The sequence below is a fragment of the Vibrio barjaei genome (assembly GCF_001639065.2).
GTDB lineage: Bacteria > Pseudomonadota > Gammaproteobacteria > Enterobacterales > Vibrionaceae > Vibrio > Vibrio barjaei.
This window is the reverse complement of the sequence record NZ_LQXO02000013.1, coordinates 27,170-43,562: the sequence shown is the minus strand read 5'-3', so window position 1 is coordinate 43,562 and position 16,393 is coordinate 27,170. Positions and strand designations below refer to the sequence as shown.

At 40.9% G+C, this 16,393-nt stretch carries 14 protein-coding genes; 6 read left to right on the top strand and 8 right to left on the bottom strand.

Annotation, left to right across the window (positions count from 1 at the left end):
- The first annotated feature begins 579 nt into the window (after positions 1-579).
- The 4 genes from gad (at position 580) to AWH66_RS08400 (ending at position 5,188) form a co-directional block, all read left to right on the top strand.
- The gene (gene gad, locus AWH66_RS08415; protein WP_006070210.1) at positions 580-1,965 is read left to right on the top strand and encodes a glutamate decarboxylase; all 1,386 of its coding nucleotides are present in this window, start codon (positions 580-582) and stop codon (positions 1,963-1,965) included.
- A gap of 145 nt (positions 1,966-2,110) precedes the next feature.
- Positions 2,111-4,000, top strand: coding sequence for an aspartate-alanine antiporter (gene aspT, locus AWH66_RS08410; RefSeq protein ID WP_083399979.1), 1,890 nt, complete (start codon positions 2,111-2,113; stop codon positions 3,998-4,000).
- 268 nt (positions 4,001-4,268) lie between these two features.
- Positions 4,269-4,667 carry a hypothetical protein gene (locus tag AWH66_RS08405; protein ID WP_006070212.1) on the top strand — a complete coding sequence of 133 codons (399 nt, stop codon included), beginning with the start codon at positions 4,269-4,271 and terminating at the stop codon, positions 4,665-4,667.
- A gap of 44 nt (positions 4,668-4,711) precedes the next feature.
- Positions 4,712-5,188 carry an outer membrane beta-barrel protein gene (locus AWH66_RS08400; protein WP_006070213.1) on the top strand — a complete coding sequence of 159 codons (477 nt, stop codon included), beginning with the start codon at positions 4,712-4,714 and terminating at the stop codon, positions 5,186-5,188.
- A 118-nt stretch (positions 5,189-5,306) separates the two neighbouring features.
- Here AWH66_RS08400 and AWH66_RS08395 read toward each other — a convergent pair whose 3' ends face one another.
- Entirely contained in the window at positions 5,307-6,167 is an 861-nt protein-coding gene (locus tag AWH66_RS08395) for an RNA polymerase factor sigma-32 (RefSeq protein WP_240495603.1), read from the bottom strand.
- A 362-nt stretch (positions 6,168-6,529) separates the two neighbouring features.
- Here AWH66_RS08395 and AWH66_RS08390 point away from each other — a divergent pair, with 362 nt between their 5' ends.
- The gene (locus tag AWH66_RS08390) at positions 6,530-6,913 is read left to right on the top strand and encodes a SpoIIAA family protein (RefSeq protein WP_006070215.1); all 384 of its coding nucleotides are present in this window, start codon (positions 6,530-6,532) and stop codon (positions 6,911-6,913) included.
- Positions 6,914-6,954: 41 nt separating this feature from the next.
- Here the strand turns inward: AWH66_RS08390 and AWH66_RS08385 are convergent, their stop codons facing one another.
- The 4 genes from AWH66_RS08385 to AWH66_RS08370 form a co-directional block, all read right to left on the bottom strand.
- The gene (locus AWH66_RS08385; protein WP_063604665.1) at positions 6,955-8,520 is read right to left on the bottom strand and encodes a winged helix-turn-helix domain-containing protein; all 1,566 of its coding nucleotides are present in this window, start codon (positions 8,518-8,520) and stop codon (positions 6,955-6,957) included.
- A gap of 129 nt (positions 8,521-8,649) precedes the next feature.
- The gene (locus tag AWH66_RS08380) at positions 8,650-9,642 is read right to left on the bottom strand and encodes a phospholipase A (RefSeq protein WP_063604664.1); all 993 of its coding nucleotides are present in this window, start codon (positions 9,640-9,642) and stop codon (positions 8,650-8,652) included.
- 10 nt (positions 9,643-9,652) lie between these two features.
- A complete protein-coding gene (locus AWH66_RS08375; protein ID WP_063604663.1) occupies positions 9,653-9,835 on the bottom strand; it encodes a hypothetical protein in 183 nt (60 codons plus the stop codon).
- An 86-nt stretch (positions 9,836-9,921) separates the two neighbouring features.
- On the bottom strand, positions 9,922-10,311 hold the full coding sequence (locus tag AWH66_RS08370) for a DUF3313 family protein (protein WP_063604662.1): 390 nt from the start codon (positions 10,309-10,311) through the stop codon (positions 9,922-9,924).
- Between the two features lie 490 nt (positions 10,312-10,801).
- Between AWH66_RS08370 and AWH66_RS08365 the strand changes: the two genes are divergently transcribed.
- Positions 10,802-11,254: a DUF2536 family protein gene (locus tag AWH66_RS08365; protein ID WP_006070219.1), complete on the top strand. Its 453-nt coding sequence runs from the start codon at positions 10,802-10,804 to the stop codon at positions 11,252-11,254.
- A 337-nt stretch (positions 11,255-11,591) separates the two neighbouring features.
- Here the strand turns inward: AWH66_RS08365 and AWH66_RS08360 are convergent, their stop codons facing one another.
- The 3 genes from AWH66_RS08360 to AWH66_RS08350 are packed head-to-tail and all read right to left on the bottom strand — an operon-like array spanning position 11,592 to position 16,390.
- A complete protein-coding gene (locus AWH66_RS08360) occupies positions 11,592-11,921 on the bottom strand; it encodes a hypothetical protein (RefSeq protein ID WP_006070220.1) in 330 nt (109 codons plus the stop codon).
- Positions 11,922-11,963: 42 nt separating this feature from the next.
- Positions 11,964-13,313 (bottom strand): BamA/TamA family outer membrane protein, encoded by a 1,350-nt coding sequence (locus AWH66_RS08355; protein ID WP_206360044.1) that lies wholly within the window; start codon positions 13,311-13,313, stop codon positions 11,964-11,966.
- On the bottom strand, positions 13,313-16,390 hold the full coding sequence (locus AWH66_RS08350) for an efflux RND transporter permease subunit (RefSeq protein WP_063604661.1): 3,078 nt from the start codon (positions 16,388-16,390) through the stop codon (positions 13,313-13,315). The genes AWH66_RS08355 and AWH66_RS08350 overlap by 1 nt, the downstream gene beginning before the upstream one ends.
- Between the last annotated feature and the right edge of the window lie 3 nt (positions 16,391-16,393).

Sequence of the window (16,393 nt, the reverse complement as noted above, 5' to 3'; positions counted from 1 at the left end):
TGCTACCAACACCATAAAACCGGGTATGTAGAAGTAGTCAAATATAATATGATCATTCATTTTTACACCATTATAGTTTTTAGAATTAACCTAAATAATTTTACTTTCTGATATAGATAAACAATGAAAGCAGCGGTAATAGCTAAGATTAAATCTATAAGCACTTTCATTAATCAACTTGGTGTTCATTTTAATATCCACTGAAGATAAATTAATCCACAGCCAATAAAATTCACATAAAAACAATCTACATATAAATCTCAAACCATTGATTTTCATAAGATTAAGCCCAAAAAACCAACCATTTCAGACCATGCGGACCGTATCAAAATTAACTAGTATTAGCCGTAAATCAATGATTGGACTTCACACAGCGGCTCTAGTAAGAGACAAATAAAAAGGATATTTTGTGCAACAATTTATTTATAACACGATGATTATTGTCTTTTTATTTTCTATTGATGGTTTTATTCATTTAATTGGTAATAATTCAATTCGACTTAAGCGAGACAGCTTTTTCAAAAACCAAACGCAGTGATATTACTGTTCTATCCAATTAAATAAATCTGGAGCTATATAATGCCTTTTGAAGAAAAGAATAATGCAGCTATCGATGATGTTTTTGCAAACAAACTATTAGACAAAACCATCGATAAATATACTTTCCCTAATGACGAATCAAATCCTGATGCTGCATACCAGCTAGTATCTGATGAGCTTATTCTTGATGGTAACTCTCGTCAAAACCTAGCAACTTTTTGCCAAACTTGGGTAGACGGTAACATCCACAAAATCATGGACGAGTGCATCGACAAAAACATGATCGACAAAGATGAGTACCCACAAACAGCAGAAATCGAGAACCGTTGCGTTCATATGCTTGCTGATCTTTGGAACTCTCCAGATCCTGAAAACACGATGGGCTGTTCAACAACAGGTTCAAGTGAAGCGGCCATGCTTGGCGGTATGGCAATGAAATGGCGCTGGCGCGAGAAGCGTCGCAAGGAAGGTAAGCCAACTGACAAACCAAACCTAATTTGCGGTCCAGTACAAGTATGCTGGCACAAATTCGCTAAGTACTGGGATATCGAACTACGCGAAATTCCTATGGAAGGCGACCGTCTACTAATGACTCCAGAAGAAGTTCTAGCCCGTGTTGACGAAAACACTATCGGTGTTGTTCCTACTCTTGGCGTAACGTTCACTTGTCAGTATGAACCTGTAAAAGCGATTGCTGATGCACTAGACAAACTGCAAGAAGAAACTGGCCTTGATGTACCAATGCACGTTGATGGCGCAAGTGGCGCATTCATCGCACCGTTCTGCGACCCTGAACTAGAGTGGGATTTCCGTATTCCTCGTGTTAAGTCAATCAACGCATCTGGCCACAAATATGGTCTTGCACCTCTTGGTGTGGGCTGGGTTGTCTTCCGCGAAGCAAGCGATCTTCCTGAAGATCTGATCTTCCGTGTTAACTACCTTGGTGGTGACATGCCAACATTCGCACTGAACTTCTCTCGCCCTGGCGGTCAGATCGTTGCTCAGTACTACAACTTCTTACGTTTGGGTAAAGAAGGTTATAAGCGTATCCACGACGCTTGCTACAACTCAGCTCAATACCTAGCTGATGAAGTAAGCAAAATGGGCTTATTCGACATCATTTACGATGGCCGCGGTGGTATTCCAGCTATGAGCTTTAGCTTAAAAGCGGACGTAGATGCAGGCTTTAACTTGTTTGACCTAAGTGACGCTATCCGCGCTCGTGGTTGGCAAATTGCCGCATATTCCATGCCTTCAAACCGCGAAGATTTGGTCATTATGCGCATCCTAGTTCGTCACGGTGTGAGTCACGACATGGTTGATCTACTCGTTCAAGATCTAAAACGCACAATCGAGAAATTTGAGAAATTCCCAATCGTTAACTCTGTTGACGAAGAAAGCTCAAGCACGTTTAACCACGGTTAATCATCTCAAGCAAAGAGGGGCTAGTAGCCCTAGTCCCTCGCACTCTAATCACAATAATTATTGCGTACCAAAGCAGTCTGGTTCTTGTTCCGGGCTCTGGAGTTCTTTGGTTTGCATTTAGGAATCTAAGTAATCAGAGGTTAAAATGGCAACTCTAATGAGGCTATCTCCTTCTAAATATATTAAGCATATTTTTCTAAGTATGTTGGCAGTATTTATGCTGGCAGGAAATATCACTACAGATACAAATAGCGGCGTATCTGGCTTTGACATGTTCAATAATGTTCAAGCTCAAGAACAAACTACAGACCATGCTGCTGTTCAACATTCAACTACAAGCATCAAAGCTCCAGCAAAAGCAGAGCCTATGTGGGTGGTAAAAGTGTTCCGTGAACACCAAGCACTCGCCATATTTATAACTCTTGGCTTGGGTTACTGGTTAGGGGCGATCAAATTCGGTCACTTCAGCTTGGGGGCGGTAACAGGCACGCTAATCGCGGGTGTTATCATCGGTCAGCTTGATATCTCGATCTCTTCACAAGTTAAGTCAATGTTCTTCACGATGTTCCTATTCGCTGTAGGTTATGGTGTTGGTCCACAATTTGTTCGAGGTGTTGCCAAAAACGGTGCGCCACAAGCGATATTCGCAGTCGTCATTTCCGTTTTATGTTTCGCAGTCACTTATGCTGGCGCAAAGATTGCCGGCTATGATGTTGGCCTTGCTGCTGGTCTGTGGGCTGGAGCACAAACCATCTCAGCTTCTATCGGCCTCGCAACCGACGCAATCAACTCATCAGGTGTGAGTAATACTAAGGAGCTACTTGACCAAATTCCGGTGGCTTACGCTATCTGTTATCTGTTCGGTACTATTGGTACTGGTATGATCCTAGCTTATGTTGGCCCTACTCTCATCGGCGTAAACCTTGAAGAAGCTTGTAAAGACTACGAAAAAGAGATGTCTGCTGGTACACCAGAAGATGGTATTTCACGTGTTTGGCATCGCTCTGAATCTCGTACTTATGAGATCTCTGACGATATCAACGGTATGACAGTGGCTGAATTCGAATCTCAACACCACGCAGAACGGCTATTCATTGAGAAGTTGAAACGCAATGGTGAAGTAGTGGATGTCGAGCCAACTATGGCGCTAGCGGCAAAAGACATTATTGCATTAACAGGTCATACCGACGCACTCGTGCACGCTCAACAGTACTTAACCGAAGTAGCGGACGAGGAGCTTGATAACCTGCCATTAGAAACCGTAGACCTAGTTGTTACCAACAAAAAGTTCGCAAACCGCACATTGGTCTCACTAGCAGATGAAGATTACACTCGTGGCGTGTTCCTAAACAAAATCAGTCGTGGTGCAGCAAGTCAAGAAGTACCCCTACTAGCACAAACTGAAATTCATCGTGGTGACGTACTAAGTATTACTGGTACTAAAACGCATACATCTCGTCTGGAAAAAGAAGTAGGCCATGTCGATAGAACGACAACTGAAACGGATATGGTTTGGGTTGGTCTCTTTATCGTAGTATTCGGTTTACTAGGCGCACTAGCTGTTAATATCGATGGCGCACCCGTTACTCTTTCTGTATCTGGTGGTGTTCTAATCGGTGGTTTGGTATTAGGTTGGTTACGCTCAATTCACCCAACATTTGCTCGACTCCCAGAGCCAACACAGTGGTTTATGAACTCCGTCGGTCTTAACGTCTTTATTGCTATCGTAGGTATTTCTGCAGGTCCTGGCTTTGTGGCTGGTCTTGAAAACGTAGGTCCAGAACTGTTCTTAATCGGTGCGGCAGCAACGGCTATTCCAATGCTATTAGCTCCACTTATTGGTAAGTATATCTTTAAATTCCACCCAGCTATAAACCTAGGTGTTTGTGGTGGCGCACGTACGAGTACTGCTTCAGTCGCTATGGTAGGTGAGAAAGCGAAAAGCAACATCCCTATGCTTGGTTACACTGTACCTTATGCGGTATCCAATACCCTATTGACCTTAATGGGTATGTTTATGGTGTTATTCTACTAATAGGTAGCAGTCATGAACAATTACCACCCTCGATAATCAATTAAGCCCCTTACTTTTGTAAGGGGCTTTTTTATGCGAGTTATTCCTCAATAAAACCACTAACAAAAATAGCGGTTTTTTCTTTCTATAACTCTCTGATTTAAAAACCATATCCAACCGTCCTTAAAGATAATGAAAATAAAATATGAAAATATTTCTTATTTTTCTTGAATTCCAATATTGGGTGACCCTACCTATGAATTGTCGATAATTGATTTAGGTATTAAAAGTGAAAAAGACAGCATTAACATTACTTCTTCTTACACCAATGATGAGCTATGCCAATACTGGAAAAAAAGTGGGGATCGGTATGGCATTTGACCAAGGTCTAAGCGTAGTCGTTGACTTTAATCAGCAAATAAAGTTCATCGCAGGCGATGATGGATTAGCTCTAGATTATTCATTTTTAAAGGGAAACCTAGCTGCAGAAGCTCCTTTGAGTTGGTATGTGGCTGGCGGTGCGTACTACGACTGGAATAATGATTTTGGCGTTCGTATTCCTATTGGCATGAATTTAAACTTTGCAAAAGATTGGAAACTTTATGCACAGATCCATCCCGAATTAAATATGAATCATGGCTTAGATTTGGATATTGGCGCTGCATTAGGCGTTACTTATAGCTTCTAATTCTAGTCGCTAAATTTAAACATTAACAAATAGAGAACTTAATAATGAACAAGACATTTCTACGTACTTTGCCTTTGCTATTATTACCACTAGCATCGGTTTCTTCTGCAGAACCTTATATTGGTGCTGGTTACTTATACTCTAGTTACGATGACATTAACGTATCTGGTTCTAATAATGGCTACACTATTTACGGCGGCTACAATTTTGCAAAACTCTTCTCTGCCGAATTAGCATACGCGGATTTTGTTGATACGAACTCCCCAATTGACAACTCGTCTATCTACTCAAATGCATGGCTAGCAAGTGGTAAGGTCACGTTACCAATTGCAATTTTCGATGTGTATGGTCGTCTTGGTATGGGTAGATTCTCTAACAGCATCAATACATCTACAGACGTATTCGGTGGTATTGGTGCAGGCGTTTCTTTAGGCCCAGCTCGAGTTGCTTTGGAGTACACTAAGTATGACACTGCGATTGTCAAAGATAGCGTAAACCTTTTAGTTGAATTCCACTTCTAATCACTCAACACTACCAGAGAAAACCAAAGCCAGTTCGCTTTGGTTTTTTTATACCCGCTGTGAACATCTAATCATAAAAAAACCGACCGCTGGTAATCGCGGTCGGTTATTGTGGACTCTATGGCTGAATGTGCGTCAACAAATCTTTAAGCCTCTCAAGTGTCATCAATTCAATTTGCCTGACTCTCTCTGCTGAAACCCTATGCCTCTCAGCAAGTTCGTTCAATGTTACTTTTTCTGATAACAGCCAACGACTTACGATAATATCTCGGCTTCGAGCATCTAATTTAGCCAAACCTGCATTCAATTCATCGTTAATGTGCCTATCCCAATCTTGAGTTTCATATTCAATCGCCACATCGAGTTGTGGCTCGGCAAACACTTCACCAGTCGATATGACTTGGTCTTCATCTTCACCTATTTTCGGGTCAATATAGGAATCTCTTGCAGATAGTCGCCCATCCATAGACAGCACATCTTTCTTGCTGACTTTCAACTTACTGGCTAAATTTTCAGCCTCACTCTCACTCATCCACTCTTGAGATTGCTTGTATTTTTTCAGATTAAAAAATAGTTTTCGCTGTGACTTCGTTGTGGCGATTTTTACAATGCTCCAGTTTTTTATAATAAAGTCGGTAATTTCTGATTTTATCCAATGAACAGCAAAGGATACCAACCTGAAGCCCAGTTCTGGGTTAAATTTCTTAACTGCCTTAAGCAAACCGATATTACCAGACTGAATCATATCGACTAACGGTAGACCATACCCGGCGAACCCCTTGGCGATGTAAACAACGTATCGCAGATGAGGCAATACTAATTTTGATATTACATCTTCATTATTGTTGTAGTATAGGTCGTTAGCTAATTGTCGCTCTTCACACTCTTTTAATATTGAGTGCGAATTGACATATTGCATATAGTAAGAAAGGTTTTGGCTATTGTTGAACGAAATAGCAGCATTTGAATGAGACATCATTTCTCCGATATATAGTAGTTTTTATGTAGACTTAAATCGGCGCGAATACTATTGATGTGATAAATCAATATAATAATGAGTTCATAATCTTGAGATAAAGTAAATATAACACATTAAAAACAATGACTTATGATAGTGTTTTGTATATTTTCAAACTTGACTTTGCAATAAAAATTACTGGTGATTAATTAAAATTCACAAACAGTTATCGTTTCTTTATTGTCATATTATGTATAGCAATTTCCCAAAAAGTAATATCTTCCTCGCTCTGTAAGTAGGTTATCAACGCAACACCTTTATATGTTTCATATTTAGATAAGTTACTTACGCAAATCAAACTAACTATTATAGAGAAAGTCATAATGTGTAATCAGAAACCAGCAAATGTAACCATCAATGTAGAAGCAAACCATGATTCTTTGATGTTAAAGCTGAAGCCAACTGGAAAATTAACAAAGGAAGTGGTTACTCAAGTAGCCAATTTGATTGAAACTAGTATTAAGGAAAATGAGGACAAGAAGATTAACCTTCTTGTTGATGCTACTGCTTTCTCTGGTTGGGAATATGAAGCATTTGTGGAAGATATTAAGCTGAGTATTAAGCACCGTAACGACATAAACAAAATCGCATTATTTGGCGATCAAAAATGGCTTGAAATAGCGGCTACATTGGCGTCATTCGCAACCAGTTCAGAGGTGAAGTACTTTACTAACAATCAAGAAGCACAAGGTTGGATTAAACACTAATTGCGCAACTATCCTGTACTGAAACGTGTCAGCCAGTTTGGCTACCACGTTTCAGTAGTACCAGTAACATTATTGGTAATCTTGTCTCTAATATCAGATAGATCACTATAAAAGAATAGCGTTTCGGACAAGTTTAATACCTGTACCGTCGATGCTTCCAAGATCGCATGATAGTAAAACTCTTCCGCCGCAGATGTATTCCCTGTTGATTCCGCTACCTTGGCACTAATTATGTAAAACATGATACTACGCCTGTCGTAAGGGATGGCTGTAAGATACTGCTTCGCTTTGTATGGCTCATCTTTACTCATCTCCATCATAGACATCGCTTCCAATAACCTAGGTGTAAGCTGCTGATCCTGAGAAAACTGGTTGATGGACTGCTGCATTTTCTGATTAAGCTGTTCTATTTGATTGATGTTATTGCCATCAGGTTTGATATACATCTTCGATAGAATAAACATATAAGCCGTTGCGATGGTGTATTGATTTTCGGGTGCTTGTTGGGCCGCTAACTCTATCAGTTGTAATGCTTTTTCCTCATGATTCACCTGAAAAGCTGCACCTAATGACTCCAATATAGAAGAAACTGCATTCTCATCATCAGGCAACTCATCCACCAGACTGGCGACCTGAGATTTTCCGACCGAGATATTGAAAGACTCAAGTAGGTCAGTCAGCGATTTTTTTATTGCGGCTTTCACATGCCCTTGTGAAATCTTGTACCGTCGATCTAGGTGTTTATCACCCGATACTCGATTAAAGTACTCAATTTCTAGATATTGATGACCACCTCGTTCAATCGACGAAAAACGCAACTCGTTGGCCGCGACTTTTGCAGCAGGCCCATCATAGATGATCCTATAATCTCGATAGATCTTTAAATAATCCAACAACTTACGAGCCATCCCCACTTTAAGGTGGTCGCTTAGGAACTCCTCGTTAGCTTTTACATAAATATATCGAGGTTCAAAAGACAAATAACTAGGTGCTATCGTTGAAGCTGGATGCGCCTCTTTTTCCACACCATTGATGAATACCAGATATATTATTCCTGGAACTAGGCAAAGCAACAGAACAGACGCTATGGCCCAGTGCTTTAAATAGGTGGGCTTTTGTGTCCCACTAAGTCGCATAGGTCTTAATGAACGAGCATTATCAGTATCACTCGTTTTACCTGCTTGTGATGATATTGTCTTATCTTTGTATAGGGGATTCTCTGACTTACTTGGTGCTCCGGCACCTACCCTCCCGCCATCGACTGGTGCGGGGGTTTCGACTTTTCTTTCAACATCCGCATCTAACTTGTAACCTCTTTTAGGAACAGTAACAATATACCCAAATGGATGACTACCGTGCTGTTTGAGAATTTTTCTTAACTCAAATATCGCCTGAGTAATGACTTGATCAGTTAAGATCGAGCCATTCCAGACTTCATTTATTAATTCATCTCTAGAAAAGACGGTATAGGGATTATCACACAGAAAATGGAACAATCTAGATAGTCGATGATCGATAATAAACTCTTCGTCATCCAAGATAAATTTGTCTTCACTTGGAATAAAAACCCAATCATCAATAGTAAATTGTATCTTCTGGTTCTTCATAGGTTAGTATTAAGTAACTGTAACTTATAAAGAAGTATTGGATACTATTTAGGATAATTCAAAAAAATCCGCCTTACACGGCACGAAAATGACGCACAAAGCGGACCCCGAAAAATCCTGACGTATCGCTTAGAGAATATCTGTTAGTAGAACCCCGACGCCAATACGCTTGTTGTTGTAATTGTAATCGATCAAACTTTCACCATACCCTTGGTAATATTGAACATAACCACGAACTCTCCCTATAAGAGGGAAGCTCATACCTGCCTCAAAGCCACCATAACCGGTACGGAAGTTATAACGAGCTACTCCACTGAACTCTACTGCTTGGTATTTATAAGCAGCGGTTAGTTCAAAGTGTCCCATGTAGTCTTCTATATCGGGGTTATCATCATCACTGTCAGGGATGCGGTACCAAGGCTCCAAATAAACCATGAGGTCATCTTCAGCATATCCAATACCACCATAAATTCGATTCCAACTGCGACTCAACTCTTGAGTTCGTCCATTAGATTCATGTTCAAAACCAACTCGTGTAAACCACACACCTTCCGAACTATCTATTGGCAAAGGAGATTCATAGAAAATCTCTGGTCGATAGTTAGTTTCACGGAAAGGTGCTGATATCTCCGAAGAATATGCCTGCCAAAATGACTTTAACGTAAAACCAAAGTAAATCTGATCTTCTTCGTTAAAAATACCATCTTCGACAAGAGGCATTTTAAAACTGATCTGGAACTTGATTTCCTCATCTTTAAGTTCATCAGACTTTCCTTCAAAAATGTCTGATGTGTAAGGCGCCGTATTTACCTGGCTCATTTCGGTAATAGGCAAAATGTAGTTTTGCCTATAGGGAGTAATGACAAACGGGTTATTCTCCGTCTCTTTTTCTAATGAGTGTCGAGTTGGAGAGACATGTTCTGTCGACGCTTGCACTTCATTCAAGCACTGTGCCTTGATCTCATCGAGGTTATCATGTTCAACATCCATGTGAATCTCACGCAACAAACAATTATCAAAGCGTGTGTCGAAACTGGCATCGTTTTCTTGCGCCAAAGCATGCATAGGCCCGAAGGCCACAAGTAGCGCTAGGATTTGAGAATGTCGAACAGATAACTTCATAACTCAACCCTTACATGTACATAGCGTGAAGAATGAAGTCGACGCTTTGCTCAGTAATTCGATTCACGTTCGCATCTAAGATTTTTTGTGTGATCTTCGACTTATCATTCTCAAGTACGCCATTGTTGTTTACGACAAAAATACGACGAGCAAGTAAGTGGCCGTCATCTTTATCTTTAATATCAACATCCACAAGTAATCTTACTGAACGATCACGAGTACCAGCCGCCTCTTTTGCTAAGGCAACGATTGCACCAATTGGGATAATTTCTCGTGCTTTTACATCTTCACCGATGTCTTCAACTTTAATGATGTTGACGTCAACAATAGCTTGGTGTTGGCTCGCCGCATCTGTTGGGAACAGTTTCGAGCTCTTTCAGACAAAGTGCCTTTAAGTTCTTGCTTAAAGTTCTCTACTGTTTGGTCTGTTAGCAAACGGTCTATCGTTTTACTAACGTGTACATTAACATCGTGAACGATAATATTCTGATATTCGTCTTTTTTAAGGTCGCTCGAGTGCCAAACATATCCATCTTCATGGGAGTTATATTTTTGTTCTTCGTATGTACGTCCATCATTTAACGTCACCATTTCTTCTTTATCTGGTAGTGAACCTGCACACCCAGATAGAACCGTAATAATAGATAGTAGTAGTATTTTAGCTTTCATTTCTTTCTCCAGACCTTATTAGTCAATCTTGCTTTAAGAACAATAAATATGTTCAAGTGAATTTCGCTAACAATTATGATTAGCAAAATTAAAAAGTGAATAAACTAATCAGCATACTTCTATTAATGTTAAATTCTCTATTATTTATTGATATAAAAAACCTGAATAAAACCAATGATGGCGTATAAAATAAAAATAAAATCCTTAATAAACAAAAACCTAAAAACCTAAAAACCATTCATAGTAATAACCCTAACCCGAAAACAATTAAAAACCGCAAGTTTAGATATAAAACCACCTTTGAATAGATAAATCTAAAACAAAAATACAGAACTAAGAATATTTATTATTTACCATACAATTAGAGCCTTATTATTTCATCATTTTATGTAGCAGTTAAAATTAACATCGAAATCTGGCCTGATTAAATCATCAGGCATATATAAGCTCAACCAACGCCATTTAGGCGTCAATTAATAAGGTATTTAAAATGTTGAAATATGTACTTCCTCTTTGTGTTCTAGCTTCTGCATCGGTAATGGCAGATGACTTTAATCCATCAATTGTTGCCAGTGACGGCTCTCAAGAGCAGAACCAACTAAGCGTTGATGCAGCAATGAGCTCACTTCAAACTGACACAATTCGCGCTAACGAATTCGACTATGTTTTAGTGACTGACGATAGTGTTACTACACAGTTTGATACTTACTTAGATTCTATCTATCGCCAAACTTACATCACTCAAGAAGAAGCTAAAGAAATGGACCTTAAGCCGGGTTATTCTTTCCACGTTTACGACTTTGATTCTGTTCAAGATCTAGAGAAGAAAATCGCGGAGCGTATCAACCAAGATAAACCGATTTACTTCACTGTTGACTACTATCAACACCCTGTAAACCAATCAGAACGTACTGAATACACAGCGAAAGTAACGCTATACTAATTTTTGTCCCCGATATTGATTCAATATCGGGGATTTTTTTATCTTTCCTACCTGTTTCCTCATTTCCGCTTTCTATCCTCCACGAATGAAAAGCTTCGTCAGTAGTTCATCGTTCAATTCATCCATTGCCAACCAGTCAACAAGCAAAGGCCCAACTCGGTTATAGTGGTGAAAAAGCGATATCAATTGTGTCAAAGAGTATTGTCTTGGAGTGTGTTAGCTCGAAGGGTTATTAGCTTGAAGAAGTGATGGAACACTTTGAGAAAATAGGAACTTATTAGTGAGGTGCCAGAAAGAGGCATACAAACGTACCTATATTTGCATGCCTAAATTGAGGTTATTGAGATTTGCTTTCTGATATTGGAGCGTTCTTGTTGTCATACACCATACATCCGCTGTCGGGATTACAGTTGACTAAATACACCACTTTTTTACCACAGCCGGACACTCCAACTTGATACTGAGGTACTTCATAACGATAAAGATCGATCGTTTTTTTGTTTAGTACTGTTGTTTGCACAGTTTGGCAGCTTAGTTCAAACTTCGCACGATTCATTGCCGCTTCCGTTGCCATAGATTGGTTTTCATTTAGAAATTCTTGAGTGCTAGTACAGCCCATCATAAAAATAGACGTTAACGTACTGATTAATAATAATTTAGTCTTCATTTGTTTTCTCTAATTGATTGTGTAATGTATATTTGAGGCGTATTAGAACGCCTCGGTAAAGGTGAGATAAAAACCTTTGTCGTTATTACTTCCTATCCCCAAATCCACGCGAACGTTCATTCGCGGTTGAATTTCATACCGATAGCCGACGCCGTAGCTATAGAGAAAGTTCGAGTACAGCTCATCCAATGAACTATCGACGGAACCTACTCCAGCCCAAAATGTCACACCGTGCTTAGTCAAGTGGTCTTGACCGTCTCTCAGGGTCCATCGATATTCCAATGTGTTTTCGATGGCAATGTTGTCGCGATAGCGACCTTGATAGATGCCTCGCATAGAGTCTTGCCCGCCCAAGGTCGGCATGTCGTAAAATGGAACATCACCTTGACTCCATTGGAGCTTATTGAATAACGCTAACACCTTGCCTTTTGACAGGGCGTAGTAGTATCGATAATCCACAGACGCTTTTGAGTAGTCGTTGTCACTGCCAATGAATGAGTTGTAATCGACAAACTCAATTCCAAGGAAACTCCCTTGCCAGGCATTAACCGTTACATCGCGAGTATCGTATTGCACTGTAAAACCTGCACCGATTGAAAATGGCTTATCACGATAAGTTTGGAAGTTGTCATCGTTTAAGGCACTCGTGGGTAAATCATCATTGCTAGGATCGTAGTAGCGAACGCGAAGAACAGGACCTACGTACCAATGTTGATTTGTTCTAAAGGTCAGATTGGCATCGTAGTTAACAAACTTGTAGTCCAACGACATATCATCACTTGCATCGACTACCTTTCCCTTGTCATAGCCTGTTCCCCAGTAGAACTGGCTTTGATTGCCAAAGCTCAGACTACCTACATAACGAATATCGTTATTCTGGAAAAACAAATTCTGTTTCGAACGTAAACCAAAGCCGATACCAGACTCCATCTCGTTACCAATTGCCACGAGACTGACACTAGAACGTTGTAAGTTGTCACTGTCGCGGTCGGTGCTAAAAGAATAGAGCCCTCCTAACGCGAGCATAAGCCCTGTTTCCGGCATATAGCCAGGGCCTCCTAATATTGAAACCAGTGGTAATCGATTGGTTTCTATAAATGCCTTTTTTTCTTTTTTCAGCCTTGCTTCTTCCCTCTCAAGCACAGCACAGTTGTTAACACACTCCTTCTGAAGCTGTTGATTGGCATCGATTTTTCTATCAAACTCAGCCAATTGAGCTTCTGCTTTCCGAGTATTTTCAACAAATACTGGTTTAGACAGAGAGACTATTGAACTTTGTTCACCTCGCCCTGTATTGGCGTAGCTCTGACTCAACGGCATCACAAATAAAAAGCAAGAGGCTGCAAAAAAAGAAAGCACCATCCTTGGTGCTTTTTGATTGGTTTTCTTCACTATTGTTGCTCTTCTACAAGCTTAGTGTTGGTATCCTCAGTAGATTCACCTGAGTGGTCATCAGCCAGGAATGTATAAACCGTAGGGACGACAAATAAGGTAAACAGAGTACCTACTGTCATGCCCACAGTAATTACTAGACCGATAGAGAAGCGGCTTTGCGCGCCAGCACCAGCTGCTGTCAGTAGTGGTACGACACCAATTACCATTGCTGCTGTTGTCATCAATACTGGACGTAAACGTTCCGCTGCTGCTTTCTTCACTGCGGCAATCTTATCGCCTGCGAATTCCGGCTGGATTTGGTTCGCAAACTCCACGATCAAAATACCGTGCTTACTGATCAGACCGATAAGCGTTACAAGGCCAACCTCAGTGTAGATATTGAGCGTATCGATACCCAAGTACAAAGGAATCATGGCTCCGAATATCGACAACGGAACACTGGTCAATACGATCAATGGATCTTTGAAACTTTCAAACTGAGCCGCTAGCACCAAATAAATGATAATAAGCGCAAGAGCAAAGGTTGAAACCAAGGAAGCTCCTTCTTGGACGTACTGACGTAATTGACCAGATGAGTCTGTTGCGTACGACGTTGGAAGAATTTGTTTTGCACCTTCCTGCATCACTTCATAAGCTTCACCAATACTAACGCCTGGCATCATCTTCGCTTCGATAGTCGCGCTGTTCAATTGCTGGAACTGATCCACGGCTGATGGCTGCACACTTTGCTTGATATCAATAAGCGCTGATAGCGGAACCATAGTGCCGTTATTTGAGCGCACGTAATATTGGTCGATATCATTCCAAGAACTACGGTCAGAGCGTTCTACTTGAGTGATTACCTGATAGCTGCGCTCATCTAATGCGAAATAGTTAATAAAGCCTTCACTCACGTAGCGAGTTAACACATTACCAATTTCTTGCGCGTTCACATTCATCAATGCTGCTTTGTCACGATTAATGGTAATTTCTACCTGAGGCTTATTGAACTCTAAGTCATTCTGAACATAGATAAACTTGCCACTATTGACCGCATACTCTTTCATTTTTTCTGCGTACTGGTAGAGCTCCTCATAGCTTCCCGTCGGCGTTTTCAATACCATTTGGAACGGCAGACCTTGCGATGTACCAGGTAGATCTGGAGGTGAAATAGTAAACACCTGCAATCCTGGGAAATTGACTATGTCGTTCTGGAATCTTGTCATGATGTCTTTCACTGACGCTTCACGAGAATCCCAATCTTTAAGTACACCTAATCCGAAGAACTTATTGTCTTTTTGGTAACCATTTACCATCATCGACATTTCAGTTTCAGGATAACTGCTGATCGTTTTATCCAACGCTTGAGTGAAATTGCCAAGGTAGTCGGTATTAGCTTGCGATGGGCCTTGACCCATCATGATTACAACACCTTGGTCTTCTTGCGGAGCCAATTCACTCGCAGTGTGAGTAAACATGAACACCAACGACACAAGGAAAGTCAGAACTAATGGCCACACCAACAGACGGTTGTTGAGTACGGTCGTTAGGATGTTTTCATAATGATGTGTAACACCAGAAATAACATTATCAATTTTCTTAACCATTGCGCCTTCTAGAATCTGCTTGTTGAGCATTTTAGAAGTCATCATTGGTGTGAGAGTTAGTGCGATAAATCCAGAGATCAATACAGAACCAGCAAGAGTAAACGCAAACTCTGTAAACAGTTTCCCCGTTAGACCACCCATAAAGCCGATCGGAGCATATACGGCAGCCAACGTAATCGTCATAGCGATGACAGGACCAGCGATCTCTCGTGCACTTTCAATCGCCGCTTGTACTGGTGTTGCCCCTTCCTCAAGGTGACGGAAGGTGTTTTCTACAACAACGATGGCATCGTCAACAACTAGGGAGATAGCCAATACCATTGCCAGTAGCGTCAACAGGTTGATACTAAAGCCCATAGACATCATCAAGAACAACGAACCGATGAGTGACAATGGAATAGTAACCAAAGGAATGACCATGGCACGCATTGAGCCCAAGAACGCTAAGATGACGATAATTACGATCACCGCAGCCTCTACAAGAGTCTTGGTTACTTCTTCAATCGAGCTATCGATAAATTTCGTTGAGTCATAAACCACTTCCGCTTTCATACCTAGCGGCAAGCTGTCTTTAATCGCTGGAAGAACGTCGTACAGCCCTTTAACAACCGTTAGCGGGTTTGATGTCGAGGTATTGCTGATTGCTGTTGTGATCGAGCTTGTACCGTTAAACAGTACGCGCGAGTCGTAAGTGTTCGCACCAAGCTCTACCGTTGCTACGTCTTCTAGGTGAATTAATTGACCATTCGCAGCTTTAAGCACCATGTTTTTAAATTCATCAACGGATGATGCATCGGTGTGTGCATTAATATCAATCTCGATATAGTCCGCTTTCAATTTACCCGCAGCACTCACAGAGTTACTGCCCTGAATTGCAGCCTGTACATCGGCAGCCGTTAGACCAAATGCCGCCATTTTGGTTGGGTTCAACCAAATACGCATTGCAAAGTCACTCTGTCCTAGTAGGTCGATCTTTGATACGCCATCTACAGTTGAGAATGTTGGCTTAACCACGCGACTCACATAGTCAGAAATCTGTTGTGTTGCCAGGCGGTCACTTGAAAACGAAACATAAAGGATTGGCGACTGTGATGTCGATTTCAAGATGCTCGGATCCTGCGTACCTGCTGGTAAGCGATATTTCACTTGTTGAACCAGCGACAAGATTTCGGTTAGTGCTTTATCCGTTGGATAATCCAGTTTCAGATTCACCGTAATTAAAGACTTACCTAAGCTACTTTCTGATGTCATGTAGTCAATTCCCTCAGCTTGCGCGATTTGCGCCTGCAGAGGTTGGGTAACATAACCCTGGACACTGGTCGAACTTGCGCCTGGATAGGTCGTCGTAACCGTAATCACACCCGTTTCAATTTCTGGGTATTGACGAACCTGAAGCTCCGAAAAAGCTTTGAGCCCCAGCACCAATAACACCAAGCTCAACACTGTTGCTAGAACAGGTCTCTTTATAAATATGTCGGTAAAATTCATAAT

Coding starts and splice junctions, on each gene's coding strand:
- AWH66_RS08395 (WP_240495603.1), bottom strand. CDS start 6,167: ATGATGTCTCATTCAAATGCTGCTATTTCGTTCAACAATAGCCAAAAC.
- AWH66_RS08360 (WP_006070220.1), bottom strand. CDS start 11,921: ATGAAGACTAAATTATTATTAATCAGTACGTTAACGTCTATTTTTATG.
- AWH66_RS08390 (WP_006070215.1), top strand. CDS start 6,530: ATGTGTAATCAGAAACCAGCAAATGTAACCATCAATGTAGAAGCAAAC.
- AWH66_RS08350 (WP_063604661.1), bottom strand. CDS start 16,390: ATGAATTTTACCGACATATTTATAAAGAGACCTGTTCTAGCAACAGTG.
- AWH66_RS08400 (WP_006070213.1), top strand. CDS start 4,712: ATGAACAAGACATTTCTACGTACTTTGCCTTTGCTATTATTACCACTA.
- aspT (WP_083399979.1), top strand. CDS start 2,111: ATGGCAACTCTAATGAGGCTATCTCCTTCTAAATATATTAAGCATATT.
- AWH66_RS08385 (WP_063604665.1), bottom strand. CDS start 8,520: ATGAAGAACCAGAAGATACAATTTACTATTGATGATTGGGTTTTTATT.
- AWH66_RS08365 (WP_006070219.1), top strand. CDS start 10,802: ATGTTGAAATATGTACTTCCTCTTTGTGTTCTAGCTTCTGCATCGGTA.
- AWH66_RS08380 (WP_063604664.1), bottom strand. CDS start 9,642: ATGAAGTTATCTGTTCGACATTCTCAAATCCTAGCGCTACTTGTGGCC.
- gad (WP_006070210.1), top strand. CDS start 580: ATGCCTTTTGAAGAAAAGAATAATGCAGCTATCGATGATGTTTTTGCA.
- AWH66_RS08370 (WP_063604662.1), bottom strand. CDS start 10,311: ATGAAAGCTAAAATACTACTACTATCTATTATTACGGTTCTATCTGGG.